Source organism: Stenotrophomonas sp. GW821-FHT09E08 (genome assembly GCF_059416125.1).
In genome coordinates, this window is sequence record NZ_JBWKOO010000003.1 from 46,617 (window position 1) to 67,310 (window position 20,694).

The following is a 20,694-nucleotide window of genomic DNA, read 5'->3' on the forward strand; positions in this document are numbered from 1 at the left end:
AAGCCCCCATGGACGGGTTCACGGCGTCCCCCGCGAGCCCAACCCGACCGTCCAGCGCGACGGTTTTGCATTTGGCGACCAAACATCGCCAGCCACGAGGGGCTGCGCCGTTGGCTGGAAACTACGGCCACCAACCGTGCCCGAACCGGGCGAAATGATCGGCCGCGCGCTCGAACGGGTTGCGCGCACTCACCCCGCCGCACAGCAGGTATACCGGCAGGTACAGCGGCCCCAGCACCATGTACTGGTAGACGTGCGCGCGTTCGTGGTCATCCAGCCGGATCAGCGGCTCCACGCCCCACCCCGCCTGATGCGCATAGGTGCGGCAGGAAATGCCCAGGTCATGGCCGGTATGCAGGATCACGTTGCCCAGGGTGATCGCCCCGCCTGGTCCCCACGGCCAGCGATCGAACACCAGCGCACAGTCAAGGCTGCTCCAACGCAGCGTCGCCCCGCCAAGCATGCCGGCCAGGCCGCCGATCACGCCGAGCAGGGAATTGGGGGACGTCCACACCGCGCCCAGCACCTGCAGCGCGCGCAGCCAGATCGGCCAGGGCGTCACGGGAGTCTTCAATCGGCCTCGTTGGGAATCAGCAGCCACAGGATCAGGTAGACCAGGATGCCGGGGAAGGCCGCCGAGCCGATCGAGACCAGCACGAACACGATCCGCACCAGCGTGGGGTTCCAGCCGAAGCGGTGGGCGATGCCCCCCATCACGCCGGCAATCATGCGGTCGTTCAATGAACGCGACAGCGTGCGCGGCGTGGTGTTCATGGCGGTTCTCCTGAGCTACGGGAAAAAGCAGTCGTGCATGGCTCGACTTTACACCGCCCCTATGTCTACGGCGTGCGGTGGCGCAGGGCCTGCAGGCGTGCGCCGAACCAGGCGGCCGCGGTCTGTTCAGGCTGCCCTGGGCACTGGATGCGATAGGGCTTGCCGCTCATGCTGCTCTGGCTGGCGGCGCGCTCGATGAACTGCTCGGCGCTGTCCACCATGTCCTTCTTCAGCAGGTAGTCGTACTTGCGCTGCAGGTGCGCGCGCGCATCGCTGCCATCGTGCCAGCTGCCATTGCGCTGGAAGCGGCATTGGGAGCCGTCCAGGCTGGAGATCAGCTGCGCGATCTCCCGCTGCGCCTGCGGGCCGGGAGCGGCATGGGCGACAGGCGCTGCCAGCAGCAGCGCAGCAAGCATCATCGAAATCCGTTGCGACATCATCATTCTCCAGGCAGTCGAGCAAGCTCGACTCTACAAAAGCGAAGCAAGCCTTACACGTCGCGCGCTTTCAGCCAGCCATCGATCGTCGCCGGCACTTCGCGTTGTGCACGCCCGGAAACATAGATACCGATGTGCCCGCCGCGGAAACTGGACTCGGTGTAGTCGTCCGTGCCCAACCGGCCACGCATCGCGCGCGAGGCGTCCGGCGGCACCAGATGGTCCTGCTCGGCGTAGATGTTCAGTACCGGCAGGGTCACCTTCGACAGATCCACCGCCTCCTCGCCGATCCGCACCGTCCCGTTCATCAGCCCATTGCCCTGGTAGAACTGCTTGATGAAATCGCGGAACGCCTCGCCGGCCAGGTCCGGCGAATCGAAGATCCACTTCTCCATGCGCAGGAAATCCTCCAGCGCGGCCTTGTCATCGAGGATGTCGAGCAGGCCCACGTACTTCTGCACGTTCAGGCGGAACGGCTTGAGCATCAGGTAACTGGCATTCATCAGATCAGCCGGGATGTTGCCCAGCGTATCCACCAGCAGGTCTACATCCACCTGCTGCGCCCAATGCGAAAGCATGTTGTCGGTGGTGTGGAAATCGACCGGGGTGACCATGGTGATCAGCTTGCCCAGCTTCTGCCGGCGCAGCGCGGCGTAGCAGAGTGCGAACACGCCGCCCTGGCAGATGCCCAGCATGTCCACCGGACCACCGCTGCGCGCGCGCAGCGCATCCACCGCGCCATCGATGTAGCGCAGCAGGTAGTCCTCCAGGGTCTGGAAGCGTTCGGAGCGGTCCGGGTAGCCCCAGTCCAGCACGTAAACATCCTGGCCCAGCGCCAGCAGCTTCTGCACCAGCGAACGGTCGGCCTGCAGGTCAACCATGTACGGCCGATTGACCAACGCATAGACGATCAGCAGCGGCGTGCGCCGGGTCGGCGCCTGTTCGCCGACAAAGCGGTACAGCACCACCTTGCCATCGCGCCAGACCTCCTCGCGGGCGGTCACGCCGTAATCAACATCTTCGACCTGCGGCAGCAGCTTCAGCCCTTCCATCAGCTTGCGCTGCATGGCCAGGGTTTCCTGCATCAGGTCATCGGCGTTGAAACCCAGCGGCCCCTTCATCGGTCACGCGCCCGAGTGGAAGTACGAGGTGCGGCCTTCTTCGCAGACGACTTTTTCGCAGGCGCCTTCTTTGCGGGCACCGTCTTCTTCGCAGCCTTGCGCGCGGCCGGCTTCACCTTCGCCGGCGCCGGTTGCGCCACCGGATCCACCTCGGCGGTACCGGCCAGCACCGCCACCTGCGCCTGCAGGCGGCGCAGGCTGCGCTCCAGCTCGGCGATGCGGCGGTGTGCGGCGTCCATCTCGCTGCGGGTCGGCAGGCCGATCCGTTCACTCATCTGTTCCACCTCGCGCTGCAGGCCGGCGCGCAGGCGCATCTGTGCATTGCCCAGCGCGGCATACACCTGCTGGAACGGTTCGGACATGGCGACCTTGGCGTAGGCCTCCTCGGCCACTTCGATCCACAGGTCGAACATCGCCCGGGCGCTGGTCAGCTGGCTGCCTGGCTGCTCGTGCTCGGCCAAGCGCTGCTCGAACAGCGCAAAGGCCTCGTCCAGTGCCTGCTTGATCTGATCGACGTAGGCGCGTGAATGCTGCTGGTATTCCTCCTGCGCACGCAGCAGGGACTGCCAGCGCGCCTGGTGCTCGCGGCCGGGGCCGAACGCCGGGCTCTGCAGCCAAGGGCCGGCCTGCAACTGGAACTGCTGCAGCCACGCGGCGAACTCGGGCACGGCGGCGCCGGCCTGGGTGCTGCCACGGGCGCCCTGCAGCATCCACTGCAGCATGCCATCGCCCTGCCCCTGCACCGCCTCGCGCCAGGCCTGGGCCACGTCGGCGCTGCTGGCATCGCGGCCGGCGAAGCGCGCAGCCACTTCCTGCATGGTGCCGTACCAGCTGCCCGCCTGTTCGCGGAAGCGGCGCACGGCATCTTCCGGCGCGCCCTGTCCCTGTTCGGGCAGCAACTGGCCCCACCAGTCGAACAGGCGCCGCCAGCTGCCGGGGTCGTCACCGGCCGGTGCACCCGGGGTGGAGGCATGACGCAGGGCGTCGCCCCAGGCGCCGAAGTACTGCCGGGCCAGGGTCTCGAAATCACTGCTGCCGGGGTCGTGGGCCGAGCTGGTCATCGCAGGCCTCCGCAGGGCTGGCTCATGGCTTGGGGATGCGCAGGGTCTTGCTGATCATCAGCGACCCGGACAGGGCGAACAGCAGCACCATCGGGTGCAGCTGCCACGGCCCGATCTGCCACTGGCCGAACCAGATCTCCTGGCCGATGGCGCCGGTGCCGGCGGCGATGGCCAACACGATCACCAGCAGCAGGCTGGTCGGGATCGGCGTGCCCTCGAAATACTTGACCTTGCCCTCGTCGCCGGCCAGTGCCTCGGCGGTGACGTTGTAGCGGGCCAGGCGGCTGACACCACAGCAGACGAAGTAGCTCAGCACCAGCCAGTCCCAGCCGCCCTGCATGCCGCAGGCATAGGCCAGCGCCGCCGGCGCCACACCGAAAGAGATCACATCGGACAGCGAGTCCAGCTCACGGCCCAGGGTGGAGCTGGACTTGCGCCAGCGCGCGATGTGCCCGTCGAGTGCATCGAAGATGAAGGCCAACGGGATCAGCGCCATGCCGAACAGCAGATAGCCGCGCTCGCCGTCCTGCAGGAAGCGCATCGCAGCGAAGACCGCACCGGTGCCGCAGAAAGCATTGGCCAGGGTGAACCAGTCGGCCAGCTGGAATTCGCGCAGCATCGAGAAGTGACGTTTCATGGGGTCTCACGGAGCATCAAGGCCCACAGGTTACCGCGAGCACCGCTGCTGGCGACAGCGGCGGCAGGGACCACCCTTCACCGCTCCCTCACCCGCCCTCACCGGCGGTGAATTTTTCGCCACCCATCTTGACAGCCTAGGGGGGTGGCGCCTGTCGACGCTTATCCACAAAGTTGCCCACGCGTAATCCACACCCCCTGTGGACAACCAGATCTCACCGACTGCGACGCTGGACATTTCCTCATCACCCCGAAGCGGGGTTTCCCTACTTCCCAAGCCGCAGGGTCGGCGCTATGGTCACCGGCGGACCCGCCGTCGCCACGTCCGAAACTCTGCAACGGACGATGATGATGCTGGATGCTCCTACCCTGGCCGCACAGCTGCGGCAGCCCCATGGCGAGGCTGCGCTGGAGGTGGCCGACGCGATGAACCGCAGCAACGGCGCGCTCAACCAGGCCGCGATCGGGCTGCTGGCGGCCTCCGCCGGCGAACGGATCCTGGAGATCGGTCCGGGCAATGCTGCATTCGCGCCACAGCTGCTACAGGCCGGCAGCCACTATCTGGGTATCGAGCTGTCCCCGGCCATGGTCGAGGCCGGCAACCAGCGCCTGGCCAGTGCCGGACTGGCTGAGCGTGCCGCGATGCGCCATGGCGACGCCCATGCTCTGCCGGTCGCCGACGCCTCGATGGACGCCGCGCTGGCGGTCAATACCCTGTACTTCTGGCCGCACCTGGCGCCGGTGCTCGACGAGTTGGCGCGGGTGCTGCGCCGGGGTGGCCGGCTGTGCCTGGCCTTCGGTGACGCGGCCTTCATGCGCAGCCTGCCATTTGCCAGCGACTTCCAGCTGCACGAGCTGGACGCGGTGGAACTGGCCCTGCGCGTATCTGGCTTCACTGTCTCGGCCTGGCGCAGCCATCGGGAAACCGCGACCGGCAATGACGGGCAGGTTCGCGAGAAGCACTTCCATCTGCTGCTGGCGCAACGGCGGTAATGCTCGCCGGGCATGGCCCGGCGCTACCGAGGCTGCGCCGGATGGGTAGCGCCGGGCCATGCCCGGCGAGCCGGGTCACAGCCGGCTGTAGGACCAGCTCACCATGCGGCCGTCCTTGTAAGGCATCACGCCATGGAACGGACGCGGGTCGGCGTCGAACACCAGCGGCAGGAAGTTGCGGTCACCCTCCCACATCGGCAGCTGGTCGAGCTTGTCCACATCCACCCATTCCAGGGTGCCCTCGTGGTTGCCCCCATGCGGGCTGCCCTCGAAGCTGTCGATGACGAACACGAAGCCCAGCCAGTCCTCGCCATGCTTGCCGAAGCCCGGCCAGCTGATGGTGCCGCGCAGGCGCATGTCCATGCAGTCGATGCCGGCTTCCTCGGCGATCTCGCGGCGCATGCCGGCGGCCACGTCTTCGGTCGGTTCGATCTTGCCGCCCAGGCCGTTGTACTTGCCCAGGTGGTGGTCACCTGGACGGGTGTTGCGATGGATCATCAGCACCTGGCGACGATCCGGCGACAGCACGTAGCCCAGGGTGGCGACGATCGGGGTATACGGCATGGCAGCATCCAGCGGCAGGTCAGCCGTGGATTATGGCCGATCAGCGCACCAGCGACAGGCGGCGCTCGGCGGGCGTGCTGGCGCCGTCGGGATCACGACGCAGGGTGGCGACGCCGTGGCCGCGTTCGGCCAGGTATTCCAGCCACTTGCCGAGGAAGGTGTTCATCCGCATGCGGTGGCTGATCAGCTCCGCCGGCGGTGGGTACAGGCCCATCGTGTCCTGCCAGCGGCGGCCGACATAACAGTGGGTGGTCTCGGCCTGGCGCGCATCACGGTACAGGCGTACATAGGCCGAGGGATCCGGCTCGCCGGTGACCGGATCGGCCAGGTCGTAGGTCAGGCGCAGTTCCACCGTGTAGCGGTGGCACTCGATCACGTCCAGGCGAACATCCAGGCCGTCGCCGATCGAGGAGATGTAGCTGCCCGCCACCAGTCCGGCCGGTTCGAACAGGCGCACCAGATGGCGGTAGTTTTCCGCGTACAGGCCCATGAGCCAGCTGAGCCGGCTCATGCGGGGAATGCGTTCGGTGCGGGGCAAGGCTCGGGCCATGGGTCGATCCTACACGTTGGTGCTTCAACGTGGGGGCGCGCACGTGCAAGCCAACCCCTGGGTAGTGCCGGCCGCTGGCCGGCAGCCCCGCATCACGGCCGAGGGTTCATCGACCAGCCGGCCAGCGGCCGGCTCTAACAGACGAGGATCAATACAGCTCGCGCTGCAGCCCCAGCGTGGCAAGCACCTTGCTGGAGATCTCCTCGATCGAGGTATGGGTGGTGCTCAGGGTCGGGATGCGTTCCATCTGGAACATGACCTCGGCCGCTGCCACCTCGCGTTTGCAGGTATCCAGGTTGGCATAGCGCGAGTTCGGGCGGCGCTCCTGGCGGATCTGCTGCAGGCGGTCCGGGTCGATGGTCAGGCCAAACAGCTTGCGCCGGTAGTTGCGCAGGCGCGGCGGCAGGCGGTCGCTTTCCAGATCCTCATCGGTCAGCGGGTAATTGGCCGCACGCACCCCGTAATGCAGGGCCAGGTAGATGCAGGTGGGCGTCTTGCCGGCCCGCGACACCGCCACCAGGATCACGTCGGCGTCGTCGTAATTCACCGCGATGCCGTCGTCATGGGTCAGCGCGAAGTTCATCGCGTTGATGCGGCGGTGGTAGGTGTCGAAGTCGACCATACCGTGCGCCTGCCCCACCCGGTTCACGCGCGAGCTGGACAGTTCACGCTCCAGCGGCTCGATGAATGGCGCGAACACATCGAGCATCAGGGCCCCGCTCTCGGCCAGGATCAGGCTCAGGCTCTGGTCCACGCAGGAGTTCACCACGATCGGCCTGACCTGGTAACGCTCCCCCGCCGCCTGGATCCGGGAACAGGCTTCCCGGGCTTTTTCGGGGTCGTCTACAAACGACATCCGGTCGGTAATGAAGCTGAACCCGGAGAACTGGGTCAGCAGGCTATGCCCAATGGTTTCAGCGGTGATACCGGTTCCATCGGAAACGTAGAACACCGGACGGATGGTCGACATGCGCGCTTTTACCCCCTACGAAGCCTAAAAGGGCCGCCAACACAAGCTTGTGCCGACAGCGGTCTGCCCGGCATCATATCGGCTTCTTCCTACGGACGCGGCCACTCAGCCCGCCTCGGGCGATGGCCAAACGGAGCATCGCGCTTGAACGAGAACATCCTGTGGTTGCACGAACTGCGTCTGGCCGACCTGGCCCGCGTAGGCGGCAAGAATTCCTCGCTGGGCGAGATGATCGGCAATCTGGCCGGTCTGGGCGTCTCCGTTCCTGGAGGTTATGCGACCACGTCTGAAGCCTTCAAGGACTTCATCGCGCACAACGACCTGTCCAAGCGCATCTTCGACAAGCTGGCCACGCTGGACGTCGAAGACGTCAACGCGCTGACCGCCGCCGGCAAGGAGATCCGCAGCTGGGTGATCGACGCGCCGCTGCAGCCGCAGCTGGACCAGGACATCCGCACCGCCTACGCCAAGCTGAGCGCCGAAAACGGCGGCGGCGACGTGGCCGTGGCCGTGCGTTCGTCGGCCACTGCCGAGGATCTGCCGGATGCGTCCTTCGCCGGCCAGCAGGAAACCTTCCTCAACGTCACCGGTGCCGACGACGTCGTGCACAAGGTCAAGGAAGTGTTCGCCTCGCTGTACAACGACCGTGCCATCGCCTACCGCGTGCACCACGGCTTCAAGCATGAAGACGTGTTCCTGTCCGCCGGCGTGCAGCTGATGGTGCGTTCCGGCGTCGGTTCCTCCGGCGTGCTGTTCACCCTGGACACCGAGTCAGGCTTCCGCGACGTGGTGTTCGTCACCTCCTCGTTCGGCCTCGGCGAAATGGTCGTGCAGGGCGCGGTCAACCCGGACGAGTACTACGTCTACAAGCCCACCCTGCAGGCCGGCAAGCCGGCGATCCTGCGCCGCTCGCTCGGCAGCAAGGCGATCCGCATGGTGTATTCGGATGTCCCCGGCGAGCGCGTCAGGATCGAGGACACCCCGGCAGAACTGCGCAACACCTTCTCGATCAGCGACGAGGACGTGCAGGAACTGTCCAAGCAGGCGCTGGTCATCGAAAAGCACTACGGCCGCCCGATGGACATCGAGTGGGCCAAGGACGGTGTCAGCGGCAAGCTGTTCATCGTGCAGGCGCGCCCGGAGACGGTGAAGTCGCGCAGCCATGCCACCCAGATCGAGCGCTTCGCGCTGACCGAAAAGGGCGGCAACGTGCTGGCCGAGGGCCGTGCCGTGGGTGCCAAGATCGGCGCCGGCGTGGCCCGCGTGGTGAAGACGCTGGACGACATGAACCGCGTGCAGCCGGGCGACGTGCTGATCGCCGACATGACTGACCCCGATTGGGAGCCGGTGATGAAGCGTGCATCGGCCATCGTTACCAACCGTGGTGGCCGTACCTGCCACGCCGCGATCATCGCGCGCGAGCTGGGCGTGCCGGCCGTGGTCGGTTCGGGCAACGCCACCAAGGTCATCGAAGATGGTCAGCTGGTCACCGTCAGCTGCGCTGAAGGCGATACCGGTTTCATCTACGAAGGCAAGCTGGGCTTCGAGCGCACCACCACCGATCTGGGCAACATGCCGCCGGCACCGTTGAAGATCATGATGAACGTGGCCAACCCGGAACGTGCCTTCGACTTCGGCCAGCTGCCGAACGCCGGCATCGGCCTGGCGCGCCTGGAAATGATCATCGCCAGCCACATCGGCATCCACCCGAACGCGCTGCTGGAGTACGACCGCCAGGATGCGGCGACCAGGAAGAAGATCGACGAGAAGATCGCCGGTTATTCCGACCCGGTCGGCTTCTACGTGGACCGCCTGGCCGAAGGCATCGCCACCCTCACTGCCTCGGTCGCACCGAACGCCGTGATCGTGCGCCTGTCGGACTTCAAGTCCAACGAGTACGCCAACCTGATCGGCGGCAGCAACTACGAGCCGCACGAAGAGAACCCGATGATCGGCTTCCGCGGCGCCAGCCGTTACGTCGACCCGAGCTTCTCGGCCGCCTTCGCGCTGGAGTGCAAGGCCGTGCTGCGCGTGCGCAACGAAATGGGCCTGGACAACCTGTGGGTCATGATTCCGTTCGTGCGCACCCTGGAAGAAGGCCGCAAGGTCATCGAGGTGCTGGAACAGAATGGCCTGAAGCAGGGCGAGAACGGCCTGAAGATCATCATGATGTGCGAAGTGCCGTCCAACGCACTGCTCGCCGATGAGTTCCTGGAGATCTTCGACGGCTTCTCGATCGGCTCCAACGACCTGACCCAGCTGACCCTCGGCCTGGACCGCGATTCGTCGATCGTCGCGCACCTGTTCGACGAACGTAACCCGGCGGTGAAGAAGCTGCTGTCGATGGCGATCAAGGCAGCACGTGCCAAGGGCAAGTACGTCGGCATCTGCGGCCAGGGCCCGTCCGATCATCCGGATCTGGCCGAGTGGCTGATGCAGGAAGGCATCGAGTCGGTGTCGCTGAACCCGGACACCGTGGTCGATACCTGGCTGCGCCTGGCCAAGCTGAAGGCCAACGGCTGATCCGGCTGTAAGGCTGAATAAAGAAACCCCGCCTCGGCGGGGTTTCTGCTTTTGGGGACCAACTGGACCGATATGTCATTTGCAACTATTCCAGTAGGCGCCCTGAAATGGCCGACGCACACTGGGAGGACTGGAATCACTTGCCGGCAAGGTTCGCCCCATGACCATCCCGTTCGCACTTGGACTGTTCAACTACTCCGGCCCACTGGCAGGAGCGCAGGATTTCCAGAAGTTTCACGAGTTGGCTATATCCATGCTCGAAAAGCGTGGAGTAGAGGCCACCTACTTTGCGTCTGACGGAAAGGGCCACAGCAGCAAGTTGGCGAAGCTGGGCAATGCAGCACATCGAAGACTTCTGGCCAGCAGCTTCAAGGAGCTGACCCTCCTCAGCGTTGTCGCTGTACCCAAAGGAAGTGATGCGCCGGCTTACGATCTGACGGCATCAGTTGATTTCTCCTCCTGTGGTGATCTTGGAACGGAACTGACTCTGTTCTCCAGGGACAATCGCTTCCCCCTGGAATCGCATTCATTCCGGGAGCTCTTGGTGAGGCTGATCACCCTGTATGACTGGGACTTCGGCTACGTGACCCATCCCCCATTCGAGCGCAGCCCACAGGCCTACATTGCGAGCTACTGCGATGGCACACAGCCGCAGGACGAAGAAGACCGCAACCAGATCTGGTATGACGCCCCGCCAGAGGTGCGCCTGCACAAGGCCCGCAACATCTTCCCGCTTAGCCTGCTGAATCCAGTGCAGTTGGGTGTGTCCGTCGCGCCCGGCAAGACATTGGCGGGGATACTGCAAGGTACTCCCGGCTGCACGTTGGACGAACTGGTGCCCGGCCGCCTCTGGCTCAGTACGGTAGAACCGCACCTGGTACAAGGACTCCGCTCGCTGCTCAAGGGTACGGGCGCGTTGATCGAAGGCGGCTGACATCACGTTCATCCCGCGATGCCGATAATCTGCCCACATGCAACCCCGCCTCTGCGGGGTTTTCAGTTTTTGGCGTTCTTGAGCGCCGCGCCCGTTCGACAAGGAGCCCGCATGATTGCTACTGCCCCACCCGCCCCCGCCACGACCTCCTGGTTCCATTCGCTCGACTGGGAACGCCTGCTGGAGACCTACGGCGTGCCATTGCTGGCCGCGATCGTAGTGCTGCTGGTCGGCATGTGGGTGGCACGACGCCTGTCCAATGCGATGCCGCGCGCCACCGCGCGCATGGGCGTGGACCCGATGCTGGGCAGCTTCCTGCGCAACGTGGTGTATGCCACGTCGCTGGTGATCGTGGTCGTGCTGGCCATTGGTACGCTGGGCGTGCAGATCACCCCGCTGCTGGCCGTGCTCGGCACCGCCGGCCTGGCGGTGGGCCTGGCCCTGAAGGATTCGTTGTCCAACATCGCCTCGGGTGTGATGCTGGTGACGCTGCGTCCGTTCCGCGTCGGTGATGTAGTGACGGTGGCCGGGCAGACCGGCACGGTGCGCGAGGTGCGCATCTTCCAGACCGTCATCACTGGTGCCGACAACCAGCACACCACCATTCCGAACACGCTGATCACCGCCGCACCGATCATCAACCTGACCGCCGAACCGACGCGCCGCGTCGAACTGGTGATCGGCATCGGCTACGAGGACAACATCCAGCTGGCACGCGACACCGCGCTGCAGTTGATGAAGGCCGACCCGCGCGTGCTGCAGACGCCAGCACCGGACGTGGTGGTGTACGAACTCGGCGCGCATGCGATCAACCTCGGCATCCGCTGCTACGTGAAGTCGGCCGACTGGTTCGGCACCAAGGTGACGCTGCTGGAGCAACTGAAGCTGGGCTACGACAAAGCCGGTATCAACATTCCGTATCCGCAGCAGGACATGCACCTGTACCTGCATGGCAAGGATGGCGGCGTGATCGAGGCCGACGCGCTGGTGCGCGACAAGCCTTGATCGGGAGTGCCGACCAACGGTCGGCACCCACCCACCGGCGATCCGAGATTGAAATGCCGGCCAGCGGCCGGCACTACCCTGCCCCGCACGCCCCGGTAGTGGCGGCCGCGGCCCGGCAGCCTCCGGGATCAGGCGGCGACGCTTTCTTCCAGCGTCGGGTAATCGGTAAGCCCGACCGCGCCACCGCCAAAGAATGTCGCGCGATCCGGCGGATTCAGCTCCGCCCCCAGACGCAGGCGCTCGGGCAGGTCCGGATTGGCAATGAACGGGCGGCCGAAGCCGATCAGGTCGGCCCAGCCTTCGGCCAGTGCCCGCTCCGCGCGTTCGGCGGTGTACTTGCCGGCGTAGATCAGCGTTCCCGGATAGATCATCCGCAGCGCCTGCTTGAACGCCACCGGCATCAGCGGTGCGTCGTCCCAGTCGGCCTCGGCGATGTGCAGGTAGCCCACGCCCAGCCCGCCCAGCAGGTGTGCCGCAGCCAGATAGGTGGCCTGCGGCGTGTCGTCCACCGCGCCCTGCAGGGTGGTCAGCGGCGCCAGGCGCACGCCAGCGCGCTCACCACCGGCCACCGCCACCACCGCCTCCACTACTTCACGCAGGAAGCGCAGCCGGTTCTGCAGCGCGCCACCGTAGCCGTCGGTGCGCTGGTTGGCCTGCGAATCGATGAACTGGTTGATCAGATAACCATTGGCCCCGTGCAGTTCGACGCCATCGAAGCCGGCGGCCAGCGCATTGCGGGTGGCCTGCGCGTAGTCGGCGATGATGCCCGGAATCTCAGCCTCGGCCAGCGCGCGCGGCATCGAGTGCTGGATCATCTCGCCCACGCCCGCTTGCGGACCAGCGCCAGTAGGATCGACAAACACCTTCACGCCTTCGGCCAGCAGCGCCGACGACGACACCGGCGCGGCACCACCGGGCTGCAGCGCGACGTGCGAGACCCGACCCACGTGCCACAACTGGGCGTAGATGCGACCGCCGGCAGCGTGCACGGCGTCTGTCACCTGTCGCCAGCCCTGCACCTGTTCGGCGCTGTGGATGCCCGGGGTCCAGGCGTAGCCCTGGCCCTGCGGGCTGATCTGGGTACCTTCGCTGACGATCAGGCCAGCACCGGCGCGCTGCGCGTAGTAGGCGGCCATTTCCGCAGTGGCAACGTTGCCGTCGGCGGCACGCGAGCGGGTCATCGGCGGCATCACGATGCGGTTGGGCAGGGCCAACAGGCCCAGAGGGTGGGGAGTGAACAACATGGCGGCGATCTCTTGCGGGGGGACTGACCGCAAGGATGGGGATGGATGCCGCAGCGCAACAGGCGGATCGTGGCAAAACAGTTGTGCCTGGCAGGCAAGGGTCAGAGCCCTTCCTGCGGAAGGGATCTGACCCTGTGCGAGGTCGGAGTCGGATCCCTTTCCGCAGGAAAGGGCTCTGACCCACCGTTACAACGTGGGCTCGATCAACGCCCCGCCGTGCGCCACGCGGTCATAGCAGGTGCGCACCACGTCTTCGCCGTACTTGCGCTCCAGCCTGCGCACGATGAAGTGGCCGCGCGCCATGTCCTGGTAGTAATCGGTGAACATCGTATTGAGTGTCGCACCGGCAGCTGCACCCACGATCGGCACCGCCTGCGCGGCGAATTTCTCGGTAACCACCACGCCGAAGCGCGCGGCCACCTTCTCCACCATCTTCGCCAGCAGCTTGCCGGCTTCCTTCGGTGCCACGCCCAGGGTCAGGTCACGGCCGGTCACCACGCGCCCGGCCAGCTCAGCCGACAGATGGCGCATCACATCGGTGGTGAAGCCACGGGCCAGGTAATAGCCAGTCTCGCTGGCGTCATCGCGCGGCGAGTTGCCGCCCAGCGCGAACACCTCCAGGCACGCCTGGCGGGTACTGAACTCGGACAGATCGAAGCCTTCGCTGCGGGCCACGTCGGCCACGGCACGCATCATGATGGTGGTCGACACCGGCAGCTCGATGAACAGCGCGGCAAAACCAAAGGCGCCGCCAACCGCACCGGAGGTCGCTGCGGCCAGCTTGTGCCAACGTGTGGATGCCCCCTTGCCGGGGGTGTTGTCCATGCTCCACAGCGCCGCCTGCGCCGACTTGGTCAGCGCGGCCTGCACCGCGCCGTGGATGCGATTGGAGACCGAGCTGGGCAGCGCCTTGACCGCGAACTCCAGCGGCGTGCCGACCAGATTGGCCATGCGCGCGGTCAGGGTCGGCGCTTCCAGCAGGGCCACCGCTCGCTGCAGGTCAGACCAGTCGCGGGCGTCGTGGGCAATATCGCGGGGGAGCAGGATGGGCTCGTTCATGGCGCCGATCTTAGCGCCAGGGAGTTGAACGGAGAGTGGTGCCGGCCGCTGGCCGGCAACCTTATACACCTCACGAAAGTCCTGGAACTGCCGGCCAGCGGCCGGCACTACCGGTCAAGAGGTCGGCAACCCCGACAGCGCGCCCATGAACTGGCGATAGTGGCGCAGCTCGGCGATCGAGTCGTGCACATCGCTCAGCGCGGTGTGGTTGCTGTTCTTGCCGACGCCGGCGGCCACGGTCGGTGCCCATCGCTTGGCCAGTTCCTTCACCGTGGACACGTCCAGGTTGCGGTAGTGGAAGTACTTCTCCAGGCGTGGCATCTGGCGGTGCAGGAAGCGACGATCCTGGCAGATCGAGTTGCCGCACATCGGCGACAGGCCGGCCGGAATCCACTGCGCCAGGAAATTCACCGTCTGCGCTTCAGCCTGGGCAAGGGTCACCGTGCTGTCCACCACACGCTGCCACAGGCCCGAGCGGCTGTGCTGGTTACGGTTCCACTCGTCCATCGCTTCCAGCGTTTCCAGCGGATGGTGGATGGCGAATTCCGGACCTTCGGCCAGCACGTTGAGCTGGGCGTCGGTGACTACGGTGGCGATCTCGATGATCGAATCGTTGTCGGTATCCAACCCGGTCATTTCCAGGTCGATCCAGATCAGTCGTTCGTTGGCCGCGCCGTTGTCCGCCATGTGTCGCCTCGTTGCTGGGCAGGCGCGCGGCCTACCGGTGATGGAAAGAGGCGCCCATCATACCCGTTCGCCCCTCAGGCCTCGCCGGCATGGTCTTCCAGCAGCAGCGGCGGCTTGCCGCGCTTGGCGCGGAAATAGTTGGTCAGCCGCATGCTGGCTTCCTTGGCCAGCACTCCGCCGTGGATCTCCACCCGGTGGTTGTGGCGGGCATCGCCGAGCAGGTCGAACACGCTGCCGCAGGCCCCGGTCTTGGGATCGCTGGCACCGTAGACCAGTCGTGCGACGCGCGCATGCACAATCGCCATCGCACACATCGCGCACGGTTCCAGGGTCACATACAGGGTGCTGCCGAGCAGGCGATGGTTGGCGAGCAGTTTTCCACCTGAACGCATGGCCACGATCTCGGCGTGCGCGCTGGGGTCGTGCGAGGCGATGTTGAGATTCCAGCCTTCGCCCAGCAGCTGGCCATCGGCGCTCACCAGCACGGCTCCCACCGGAATCTCGTCGAACTCGCGCTGCGCGCGCTCGGCCAGCGCCAGCGCATGGCGCATCCAGTGTTCGTCGGTGTCGTGCACCGGCACGCCCAGGGCGTCGGTCATGGCGGTTCTCGCGTGTCTGCAGGGCCAGGATGGCCGCCGGGGCCGCATTGTACGCCCGCGGCCGTGCAGGTGCCGCTAGCGCGCGTCGAAGCGCTCGCGGGCCGCGTCCAGTGCGGGAAAATTATGCTCGGCCCAGCGGTCCAGGGCGGACAGCGTCTCGACCAGACCGCGCGCGACCTCGGTCAGGTGGTACTCCACATGCAGTGGTTTGCTACCGAGATCACACCGCTCGACCAGGCCATTGCGCTCCAGCTGCCGCAGGGTCTGGGTCAACACCTTCTGCGAGATGCCTTCGATCTTCCGCAGCAGCGCACCGTTGCGTTGCGGGCCCTGCGCCAACGCCGGCAACAACAGCATCACCCACTTGCCCGAGATCAGCGCCAGCGCATCGCGCGCCGAGCAATCGGCGGCATAGACATCTCCGGGAAAGGCCATGGTTACCTCAAGGTGCGTAATTGCCGGGGCATGCCGGCACCGCGAGGATGGTCGCACACTCCTCGAACACCTCGCTCCATGCGCGCCCTGATCCTGCTTGCCCACCCCGAACCCCGCTCCTTCAACGCCCACCTGGCCGTGCAGGGGGCCGAGCAGCTGCGGCACGACCACCTGCAGGTGGACGTGGTCGACCTTTATGCGGAAGGCTTCGATCCGCTGGAAGCGGCCTGGCACCATCCACGGCGCCTGCAGCCCGAGCGCTTTGATGCCCAGCGCGAACAACGCTACAGCGCCGAACACGACCAGTTGCCCGCCGATGTGCAACGTCACCTGCACCTGCTACGGGCCGCAGACCTGGTGATCCTGCAGTTCCCGCTGTGGTGGTTCGCGGCGCCGGCCATCCTCAAGGGTTGGCTGGACCGCGTGCTGGTCTATGGGCCGATGTACAACAGCCGTCAGCGCCACGAACATGGCGTAATGCAGGGCAAGCGTGCGTTGCTGAGCGTCACCACCGGCTCTTCGGCGCGGGCGTGCGCGGTCGATGGCCGTGAAGGCGATACCCGGCTGTTGCTGTGGCCGTTGATGTACAGCCTGCGCTACATCGGCTTTGAGGTGATGGAGCCGCATATGGTGCACGGCGTGCGCTCAGGGCATGCAGCGGAGCGTAAGCAGGCCCACGATGAGGCGCTCGCCACGGCTACGCGCAACTACCTGGAACGGCTTGCTCGGTGGAGGCAGTGGCCGATCGTGCCTTTCAACGACAGCGGGGACTTCGAGGATGGCGTGGTGCTGCGCGCCGAGGCAAAGACCCATAGCCCCTTCATCCGCCATCGCAACGATGGATGAGTGCGCGCCCGCACCTGCAGCCGGAAGGCTTCATAATGCGCACTCTTCCGAAGCACCTTGGTGAACCCATGACCACTCTGCGCCCCTCGCGCGCCGACGACGGTGTCGCCCTCGTCGACCTCTGGCGTCGCGCCGTCGACGCTACCCATGACTTCCTCAGTGCCGAAGACCGCCAGGCCATCGATGCCGAAGTAGCCGCTTTCCTGCCGCAGACGCCGATGACCGTCGCCGTCGATGCACAGGACCAGCCGCAGGGCTTCATGCTGATCGATGGCACCCACCTGGAAGCGCTGTTCATCGATCCGGACGCGCGCGGCACCGGTATCGGTCGGCAGCTGTTGCAGCATGCGCTGGCGCTGCACCCGCAGCTGAGCACCGACGTCAACGCACAGAACGCGCAGGCCGTAGGCTTCTACCTGCGCATGGGCTTCGTCGAAACCGGTCGCTCGCCGCTGGATTCGCAGGGCCGCCCGTATCCGCTGATCCACCTTCGGCATAAGGCCTGACATCCGTCGGCAGCAGCCGCGTGCTAGCGTGGCTGCTTTCGATCAAGGAATGCCGTGCATGGATGGTGCAAAAGCGCTGTTTACCCTGTTTGCGCTGGGAATCAGCCTGGTCTGGATCCTGGTGCCGTTCGCCATCTTCGCTGTGCGCAATCTGCTGCGTGAGGTACTGGTCGAACAGCGCCGTACCAACGCACTGCTCGAGCATATCGGCGGCTACCGCATTCCCAAGCCGCAACCCGAACCGACCGTCTGGCGCGCGCCCTGAGCTGCAGCGCGCCAGGTCCGGCTCAGGCCGTCGCCTCGAAGGCCGGTGAGTACTGCACCCCGCCCTGTGCCACCGGAGGCTGCAGGCAAAGCGCCTGGAAGTACTCTGCCGGCACGCCCGGCAGCACCAGGCCCGGCTCGGCACGGAACCCGAAGCGCCCGTAGTACGCCGGCTCACCCAGCAACACGCAGCCGTACGCGCCCTGTTGGCGCAGGGCTTCCAGAGCCGCGTGCATCAGGGCCGCGCCAACGCCCTGCCCCTGCCATGCGGGCAATACCGAAATCGGGCCCAGGCCGAACCAGCCGGCGCTGCCATCGCTGACCGTCACCGGCGACAGGGCAATGTGGCCGACCACCTGGCCCTGAGTTTCGGCGACCAGCGAAATGCTCAACTCCCCACGCGAACGCAGCGCATCGACGATGAACTGCTCGGTGTGGCTGCTGTGCGGGGCTTCGCGGAAGGCGGCCTCGGTGAGTGCGCGGATGGCGGCGTGGTCGGCCGTGGTTTCGGTGCGGATCATGCAGCTCAAGGAGAACGCCTTTGATAATGTGATGAATGTGTGAATTATTGATTTACGTCGCAGATTCCACCGCGAACAGACCCTGCCAGCAAGTCCAACGCGACGCCCGAATCCCCTGTGCTGCAATCGATTCGCCGGAATACACCGCATCGGGCGCGTCAAAAAGCCGTCGCGACGGTGGCGCAGCATTCCTGACACGCTCCATAATCGAGAAACCTGTCACCCAGGAAGGATATATGGACATGGACGCACGATGCAGGATCAGGCCATGGGAGTAGTGCTCCCTGAAAGGAAAAGGCAGCCGCTGCTGGCGTTGCTCGCCCTTATCCCACTGGCCGCATGCTCGCCCTATGCTGATGCCGAACGCGACGTCGCCGCTGGTGGGCGCGGCTTGGCCAAACTCAACCCTGCACCAAAGCAGGGCTACGAGCTGGTACTGACACTTAAGGATGCCCCTGGTCCATTCACGGTGGTCGAGGGCGTTGCCCAGTACGACGTCAGCAACCACAAGGACTGCGGCCGGGTCCTGAGGGCGACCGGTACCGCCAGCCGTATTACCAGCCAGGAGCTCGTCACGCTGCGCAAGGTCGGTGAGAACGAGTACCGCGGTACGTTCTACCTCGACCGCATGCAGGACCAAGACTATTACGATCGCGGCGTCTGTCATTGGACACTGACCGGAGTTGGTGCGATGTTGCGCGCCACGACCGACGAAGCGGACACTCGATTCCTGACGTTCGTCGACAAGGAACGCATGGACGCGAGGAGTCCATTGACTCTCTATTATCCGAAGGTTGCCTATCCTCGCGCCGAGCTTGCTGCCAACTATCCTGCCAGCGGCAAAGAGAATCCTTCGGAGTACAAGGGAGAGCTGCGCGACGCGCTGTTCTCGACCACCACCACTGTGCAGAAACTCGCGCCATGAGCTGCCAGTTCAACCATTCCTACCCCCAAGGAGGCCGACATTGCGCCACAAGATGATCCCGTGCCTTGCTCTGCTTCTGTTGACCGCCTGCAATCCGGAGACCGCCATGAACCAGGAACGTGCCGCTGCTGAAGCCGATGTCGCCCAGGGTGGGCGTGGCCTCGCCAAGCTCAACCCCAGCCCGCGCAAGGCCTATGAACTGGTGCTGCGCCTGAAGGATGCCCCCGGTGATTTCGCGGTGGTCGAAGGTGTCGCGCAGTACGACGTGACCAACGAAGACCAGTGCGGACACATCGAACCGGCCACCGGCACCGCCGCACGCATCACCAGCCAGGAGCCGGTGGAGCTGCGCAAGGTCGCCGACGGCGAATACCGCGGCACGTTGTATGTGGACCGCATGCTGGATGAGGACTACTACGGCCGTGGCGTGTGCAAGTGGGAGTTCAGCGGCGCAGGGGCGATGCTGAAGGCCACAGGCGCCGAGGAAGAAACCCGCTTCCTGACCTTCGTAGACGCCAAGCCGTTGACCGAAGGTGGCGCCCATACGCTCTACTACCCGGATCTGGTCTATCCGCGGGCAGATCGCGTTCCCAATTTCCCAGCGAGTGGCGAGCCTGATCGCAGCAACTATGCCGCCGATCTGCAGGACAAGCTGTTCACGATCAGCCTTTCTGCAAGTGAGGTGGCACCGTGACCATCACCTCCCAGGATTACGCAGCGTTATCTGATGACGCGTACAAGGACCGCGCCGTCGGTCGACGCGCCCCTGGCCAGGAAGAAAAGGTCATACTGAACGGTCATGAGTACAAGATCCTTGAGCATGTCGACAATCGTCTCAATGGCTATCAAGGTACCGTCTATCAACGCGTAGACAGCAAAGAGATCGTCATTGCCCATCGTGGTACCGAGCAGATCGCCCGCGATGCAATTCTGACCGATGGTGGAATGGTGGTTGCACGGACAAATGTGCAGGCACCTGACGCGATCGCATTGACGCAGAGGACAATTGAAGGCGCCGCACTTCAGTCCCGCTTGAGCGGCGGACCTGCTCCCCAGGTTACCGTCACAGGCCACTCCCTCGGCGGTGCCCTGGCCCAGATCACCTCGCACCACTTCAACGTCAAGGGCGAGACCTTCAACGCCTACGGCGCGGTCAGCCTCAGCTACCGCATTCCGGAAGGCGGCAACACCATGATCAACCACGTCATGGCCTCCGATCCGGTCAGTGCTGCATCGCCCCACTTCGGCCAGGTCCGCATCTACGCCAAGCCCGATGAAATCAAGACGCTCGCGGCAAACGGCTTCAGCAATCACGCCCTGCGTGATCTGATTCCAGACCGTCCGATCATCGCGGCCACCAGCTCATTCGGCGCGCACAAACTGGGCAACTTCCTCAACGAAGGCTCGGTACTGAAGCACCCGGAAACGCAGAAGCTGGCGAAAGACAACGCCAAGATGATCGAGGAGTACCGCGACGACGTCGAGTCACTGCGTCGTGGCGTCACCCGCGCGGCACGCGGCATCCCGGGCGGTGCCGTCGATCTGTACGACCACATCCGTGGCCCGCTGCAACCCGGTGAGCCGGCCCGTCGCGAGGCGGAGAAGAACGGCCACCACACCAGCATGCTGCGCATGGACGATGCCACTCATCTTGGCAACCCGCTTTTCAACGACGCGATCCGTGGCGTGCATGCGCAGGACGTTCGCGTCGGCCGCGTGCCGGATGTGATGAGTACGCAGTTGGCCGGTAGCCTGGCGGCGGAGATGCACGCTGCAGGCGGCAAGCGCATCGACGAAGTGGTGATGAATGCCGATGCCTCGCGCAGCTTCGCGGTGCAGGGCCAGGGCGGCGACCCGGCGCATCTGCGCGTGTCGGTGGACACGGCCGTGGCGATGAACACCCCGCTGGAGCAGAGCAGCCAGCGCATTGATCAGCAAGCCGCGGGACAGCGTCTGGCACAGGACCGCGATCAGCAACTGGAACAACAGCAGAACCAGACCCGCAGCATGCAGGCCTGATGAACAGCGCGGGAGCCGGTC

Annotated in this window: 25 protein-coding genes; 10 read left to right on the forward strand and 15 right to left on the reverse strand. The window is 65.4% G+C overall.

Annotated features, from left to right (window positions below):
- Positions 1–121 precede the first annotated feature (121 nt).
- From AC07M7_RS04850 to AC07M7_RS04875, 6 genes are all read right to left on the reverse strand, one after another.
- Entirely contained in the window at positions 122–574 is a 453-nt protein-coding gene (locus AC07M7_RS04850) for a hypothetical protein (RefSeq protein WP_065724526.1), read from the reverse strand.
- Positions 571–774 carry a PspC domain-containing protein gene (locus AC07M7_RS04855; protein WP_006374017.1) on the reverse strand — a complete coding sequence of 68 codons (204 nt, stop codon included), beginning with the start codon at positions 772–774 and terminating at the stop codon, positions 571–573. The genes AC07M7_RS04850 and AC07M7_RS04855 overlap by 4 nt, the downstream gene beginning before the upstream one ends.
- Before the next feature lie 65 nt (positions 775–839).
- On the reverse strand, positions 840–1,211 hold the full coding sequence (locus AC07M7_RS04860; RefSeq protein WP_046986298.1) for a YfeK family protein: 372 nt from the start codon (positions 1,209–1,211) through the stop codon (positions 840–842).
- Between the two features lie 53 nt (positions 1,212–1,264).
- Positions 1,265–2,332 (reverse strand): class III poly(R)-hydroxyalkanoic acid synthase subunit PhaC, encoded by a 1,068-nt coding sequence (gene phaC / locus AC07M7_RS04865; RefSeq protein WP_495206865.1) that lies wholly within the window; start codon positions 2,330–2,332, stop codon positions 1,265–1,267.
- A complete protein-coding gene (gene phaE, locus AC07M7_RS04870; RefSeq protein WP_495206866.1) occupies positions 2,329–3,393 on the reverse strand; it encodes a class III poly(R)-hydroxyalkanoic acid synthase subunit PhaE in 1,065 nt (354 codons plus the stop codon). Before phaE ends, phaC begins: the two co-directional genes overlap by 4 nt.
- A 22-nt stretch (positions 3,394–3,415) precedes the next feature.
- A complete protein-coding gene (locus AC07M7_RS04875; RefSeq protein ID WP_180889873.1) occupies positions 3,416–4,030 on the reverse strand; it encodes a CDP-alcohol phosphatidyltransferase family protein in 615 nt (204 codons plus the stop codon).
- A gap of 344 nt (positions 4,031–4,374) precedes the next feature.
- Between AC07M7_RS04875 and AC07M7_RS04880 the strand changes: the two genes are divergently transcribed.
- Positions 4,375–5,022 (forward strand): class I SAM-dependent methyltransferase, encoded by a 648-nt coding sequence (locus AC07M7_RS04880; protein ID WP_495206867.1) that lies wholly within the window; start codon positions 4,375–4,377, stop codon positions 5,020–5,022.
- A gap of 75 nt (positions 5,023–5,097) precedes the next feature.
- On the opposite strand, the gene AC07M7_RS04885 is transcribed toward AC07M7_RS04880, so the two are convergent.
- The 3 genes from AC07M7_RS04885 to ppsR form a co-directional block, all read right to left on the reverse strand.
- Positions 5,098–5,586, reverse strand: a complete 489-nt coding sequence (locus AC07M7_RS04885; protein WP_046986291.1) for an NUDIX hydrolase — start codon at positions 5,584–5,586, stop codon at positions 5,098–5,100.
- Positions 5,587–5,626: 40 nt separating this feature from the next.
- Positions 5,627–6,136, reverse strand: coding sequence for a DUF1249 domain-containing protein (locus tag AC07M7_RS04890; protein WP_253078486.1), 510 nt, complete (start codon positions 6,134–6,136; stop codon positions 5,627–5,629).
- Between the two features lie 148 nt (positions 6,137–6,284).
- The gene (ppsR, locus tag AC07M7_RS04895) at positions 6,285–7,106 is read right to left on the reverse strand and encodes a posphoenolpyruvate synthetase regulatory kinase/phosphorylase PpsR (RefSeq protein WP_012511422.1); all 822 of its coding nucleotides are present in this window, start codon (positions 7,104–7,106) and stop codon (positions 6,285–6,287) included.
- A gap of 144 nt (positions 7,107–7,250) precedes the next feature.
- Between ppsR and ppsA the strand changes: the two genes are divergently transcribed.
- The 3 genes from ppsA to AC07M7_RS04910 all read left to right on the forward strand — a co-directional run bounded on the left by ppsA (position 7,251) and on the right by AC07M7_RS04910 (position 11,568).
- Positions 7,251–9,629, forward strand: a complete 2,379-nt coding sequence (gene ppsA / locus AC07M7_RS04900; protein WP_046986290.1) for a phosphoenolpyruvate synthase — start codon at positions 7,251–7,253, stop codon at positions 9,627–9,629.
- A 160-nt stretch (positions 9,630–9,789) separates the two neighbouring features.
- Positions 9,790–10,563 (forward strand): hypothetical protein, encoded by a 774-nt coding sequence (locus AC07M7_RS04905; protein ID WP_337302707.1) that lies wholly within the window; start codon positions 9,790–9,792, stop codon positions 10,561–10,563.
- A 111-nt stretch (positions 10,564–10,674) separates the two neighbouring features.
- Entirely contained in the window at positions 10,675–11,568 is an 894-nt protein-coding gene (locus AC07M7_RS04910) for a mechanosensitive ion channel family protein (RefSeq protein ID WP_337302706.1), read from the forward strand.
- Between the two features lie 128 nt (positions 11,569–11,696).
- Here AC07M7_RS04910 and AC07M7_RS04915 read toward each other — a convergent pair whose 3' ends face one another.
- From AC07M7_RS04915 to AC07M7_RS04935, 5 genes are all read right to left on the reverse strand, one after another.
- Complete coding sequence (locus AC07M7_RS04915) at positions 11,697–12,812, reverse strand: alkene reductase (RefSeq protein WP_495206868.1); 1,116 nt, start codon at positions 12,810–12,812, stop codon at positions 11,697–11,699.
- 186 nt (positions 12,813–12,998) lie between these two features.
- Positions 12,999–13,871: an EcsC family protein gene (locus AC07M7_RS04920; RefSeq protein ID WP_046986287.1), complete on the reverse strand. Its 873-nt coding sequence runs from the start codon at positions 13,869–13,871 to the stop codon at positions 12,999–13,001.
- 114 nt (positions 13,872–13,985) lie between these two features.
- Positions 13,986–14,558, reverse strand: coding sequence for an oligoribonuclease (orn, locus tag AC07M7_RS04925; RefSeq protein ID WP_295381518.1), 573 nt, complete (start codon positions 14,556–14,558; stop codon positions 13,986–13,988).
- A gap of 74 nt (positions 14,559–14,632) precedes the next feature.
- The gene (gene tadA, locus AC07M7_RS04930) at positions 14,633–15,157 is read right to left on the reverse strand and encodes a tRNA adenosine(34) deaminase TadA (protein ID WP_136638195.1); all 525 of its coding nucleotides are present in this window, start codon (positions 15,155–15,157) and stop codon (positions 14,633–14,635) included.
- A gap of 75 nt (positions 15,158–15,232) precedes the next feature.
- Positions 15,233–15,592: a winged helix-turn-helix transcriptional regulator gene (locus tag AC07M7_RS04935; protein ID WP_057501872.1), complete on the reverse strand. Its 360-nt coding sequence runs from the start codon at positions 15,590–15,592 to the stop codon at positions 15,233–15,235.
- 78 nt (positions 15,593–15,670) lie between these two features.
- Here AC07M7_RS04935 and AC07M7_RS04940 point away from each other — a divergent pair, with 78 nt between their 5' ends.
- From AC07M7_RS04940 to AC07M7_RS04950, 3 genes are all read left to right on the forward strand, one after another.
- Positions 15,671–16,438 (forward strand): NAD(P)H-dependent oxidoreductase, encoded by a 768-nt coding sequence (locus AC07M7_RS04940; RefSeq protein WP_136638196.1) that lies wholly within the window; start codon positions 15,671–15,673, stop codon positions 16,436–16,438.
- A 68-nt stretch (positions 16,439–16,506) separates the two neighbouring features.
- The gene (locus AC07M7_RS04945) at positions 16,507–16,944 is read left to right on the forward strand and encodes an acetyltransferase (RefSeq protein WP_337302704.1); all 438 of its coding nucleotides are present in this window, start codon (positions 16,507–16,509) and stop codon (positions 16,942–16,944) included.
- 58 nt (positions 16,945–17,002) lie between these two features.
- On the forward strand, positions 17,003–17,209 hold the full coding sequence (locus tag AC07M7_RS04950) for a hypothetical protein (RefSeq protein WP_136638198.1): 207 nt from the start codon (positions 17,003–17,005) through the stop codon (positions 17,207–17,209).
- Between the two features lie 22 nt (positions 17,210–17,231).
- Here the strand turns inward: AC07M7_RS04950 and AC07M7_RS04955 are convergent, their stop codons facing one another.
- Positions 17,232–17,729 (reverse strand): GNAT family N-acetyltransferase, encoded by a 498-nt coding sequence (locus tag AC07M7_RS04955; RefSeq protein ID WP_136638199.1) that lies wholly within the window; start codon positions 17,727–17,729, stop codon positions 17,232–17,234.
- Positions 17,730–17,997: 268 nt separating this feature from the next.
- Here AC07M7_RS04955 and AC07M7_RS04960 point away from each other — a divergent pair, with 268 nt between their 5' ends.
- From AC07M7_RS04960 to AC07M7_RS04970, 3 genes are read left to right on the forward strand one after another with little or no spacing between them, the layout of a single operon-like run.
- On the forward strand, positions 17,998–18,654 hold the full coding sequence (locus AC07M7_RS04960; RefSeq protein WP_482997874.1) for a hypothetical protein: 657 nt from the start codon (positions 17,998–18,000) through the stop codon (positions 18,652–18,654).
- 40 nt (positions 18,655–18,694) lie between these two features.
- Positions 18,695–19,348 carry a hypothetical protein gene (locus AC07M7_RS04965; protein ID WP_480982226.1) on the forward strand — a complete coding sequence of 218 codons (654 nt, stop codon included), beginning with the start codon at positions 18,695–18,697 and terminating at the stop codon, positions 19,346–19,348.
- Positions 19,345–20,673 (forward strand): XVIPCD domain-containing protein, encoded by a 1,329-nt coding sequence (locus AC07M7_RS04970; RefSeq protein WP_480982227.1) that lies wholly within the window; start codon positions 19,345–19,347, stop codon positions 20,671–20,673. Before AC07M7_RS04965 ends, AC07M7_RS04970 begins: the two co-directional genes overlap by 4 nt.
- The last annotated feature ends 21 nt before the right edge of the window (positions 20,674–20,694 follow it).

Coding starts and splice junctions, on each gene's coding strand:
- AC07M7_RS04855 (WP_006374017.1), bottom strand. CDS start 774: ATGAACACCACGCCGCGCACGCTGTCGCGTTCATTGAACGACCGCATG.
- AC07M7_RS04860 (WP_046986298.1), bottom strand. CDS start 1,211: ATGTCGCAACGGATTTCGATGATGCTTGCTGCGCTGCTGCTGGCAGCG.
- phaC (WP_495206865.1), bottom strand. CDS start 2,332: ATGAAGGGGCCGCTGGGTTTCAACGCCGATGACCTGATGCAGGAAACC.
- phaE (WP_495206866.1), bottom strand. CDS start 3,393: ATGACCAGCTCGGCCCACGACCCCGGCAGCAGTGATTTCGAGACCCTG.
- AC07M7_RS04875 (WP_180889873.1), bottom strand. CDS start 4,030: ATGAAACGTCACTTCTCGATGCTGCGCGAATTCCAGCTGGCCGACTGG.
- AC07M7_RS04880 (WP_495206867.1), top strand. CDS start 4,375: ATGATGATGCTGGATGCTCCTACCCTGGCCGCACAGCTGCGGCAGCCC.
- AC07M7_RS04885 (WP_046986291.1), bottom strand. CDS start 5,586: ATGCCGTATACCCCGATCGTCGCCACCCTGGGCTACGTGCTGTCGCCG.
- AC07M7_RS04890 (WP_253078486.1), bottom strand. CDS start 6,136: ATGGCCCGAGCCTTGCCCCGCACCGAACGCATTCCCCGCATGAGCCGG.
- ppsR (WP_012511422.1), bottom strand. CDS start 7,106: ATGTCGACCATCCGTCCGGTGTTCTACGTTTCCGATGGAACCGGTATC.
- AC07M7_RS04905 (WP_337302707.1), top strand. CDS start 9,790: ATGACCATCCCGTTCGCACTTGGACTGTTCAACTACTCCGGCCCACTG.
- AC07M7_RS04910 (WP_337302706.1), top strand. CDS start 10,675: ATGATTGCTACTGCCCCACCCGCCCCCGCCACGACCTCCTGGTTCCAT.
- AC07M7_RS04915 (WP_495206868.1), bottom strand. CDS start 12,812: ATGTTGTTCACTCCCCACCCTCTGGGCCTGTTGGCCCTGCCCAACCGC.
- AC07M7_RS04920 (WP_046986287.1), bottom strand. CDS start 13,871: ATGAACGAGCCCATCCTGCTCCCCCGCGATATTGCCCACGACGCCCGC.
- orn (WP_295381518.1), bottom strand. CDS start 14,558: ATGGCGGACAACGGCGCGGCCAACGAACGACTGATCTGGATCGACCTG.
- tadA (WP_136638195.1), bottom strand. CDS start 15,157: ATGACCGACGCCCTGGGCGTGCCGGTGCACGACACCGACGAACACTGG.
- AC07M7_RS04935 (WP_057501872.1), bottom strand. CDS start 15,592: ATGGCCTTTCCCGGAGATGTCTATGCCGCCGATTGCTCGGCGCGCGAT.
- AC07M7_RS04940 (WP_136638196.1), top strand. CDS start 15,671: ATGCGCGCCCTGATCCTGCTTGCCCACCCCGAACCCCGCTCCTTCAAC.
- AC07M7_RS04945 (WP_337302704.1), top strand. CDS start 16,507: ATGACCACTCTGCGCCCCTCGCGCGCCGACGACGGTGTCGCCCTCGTC.
- AC07M7_RS04950 (WP_136638198.1), top strand. CDS start 17,003: ATGGATGGTGCAAAAGCGCTGTTTACCCTGTTTGCGCTGGGAATCAGC.
- AC07M7_RS04955 (WP_136638199.1), bottom strand. CDS start 17,729: ATGATCCGCACCGAAACCACGGCCGACCACGCCGCCATCCGCGCACTC.
- AC07M7_RS04960 (WP_482997874.1), top strand. CDS start 17,998: ATGGGAGTAGTGCTCCCTGAAAGGAAAAGGCAGCCGCTGCTGGCGTTG.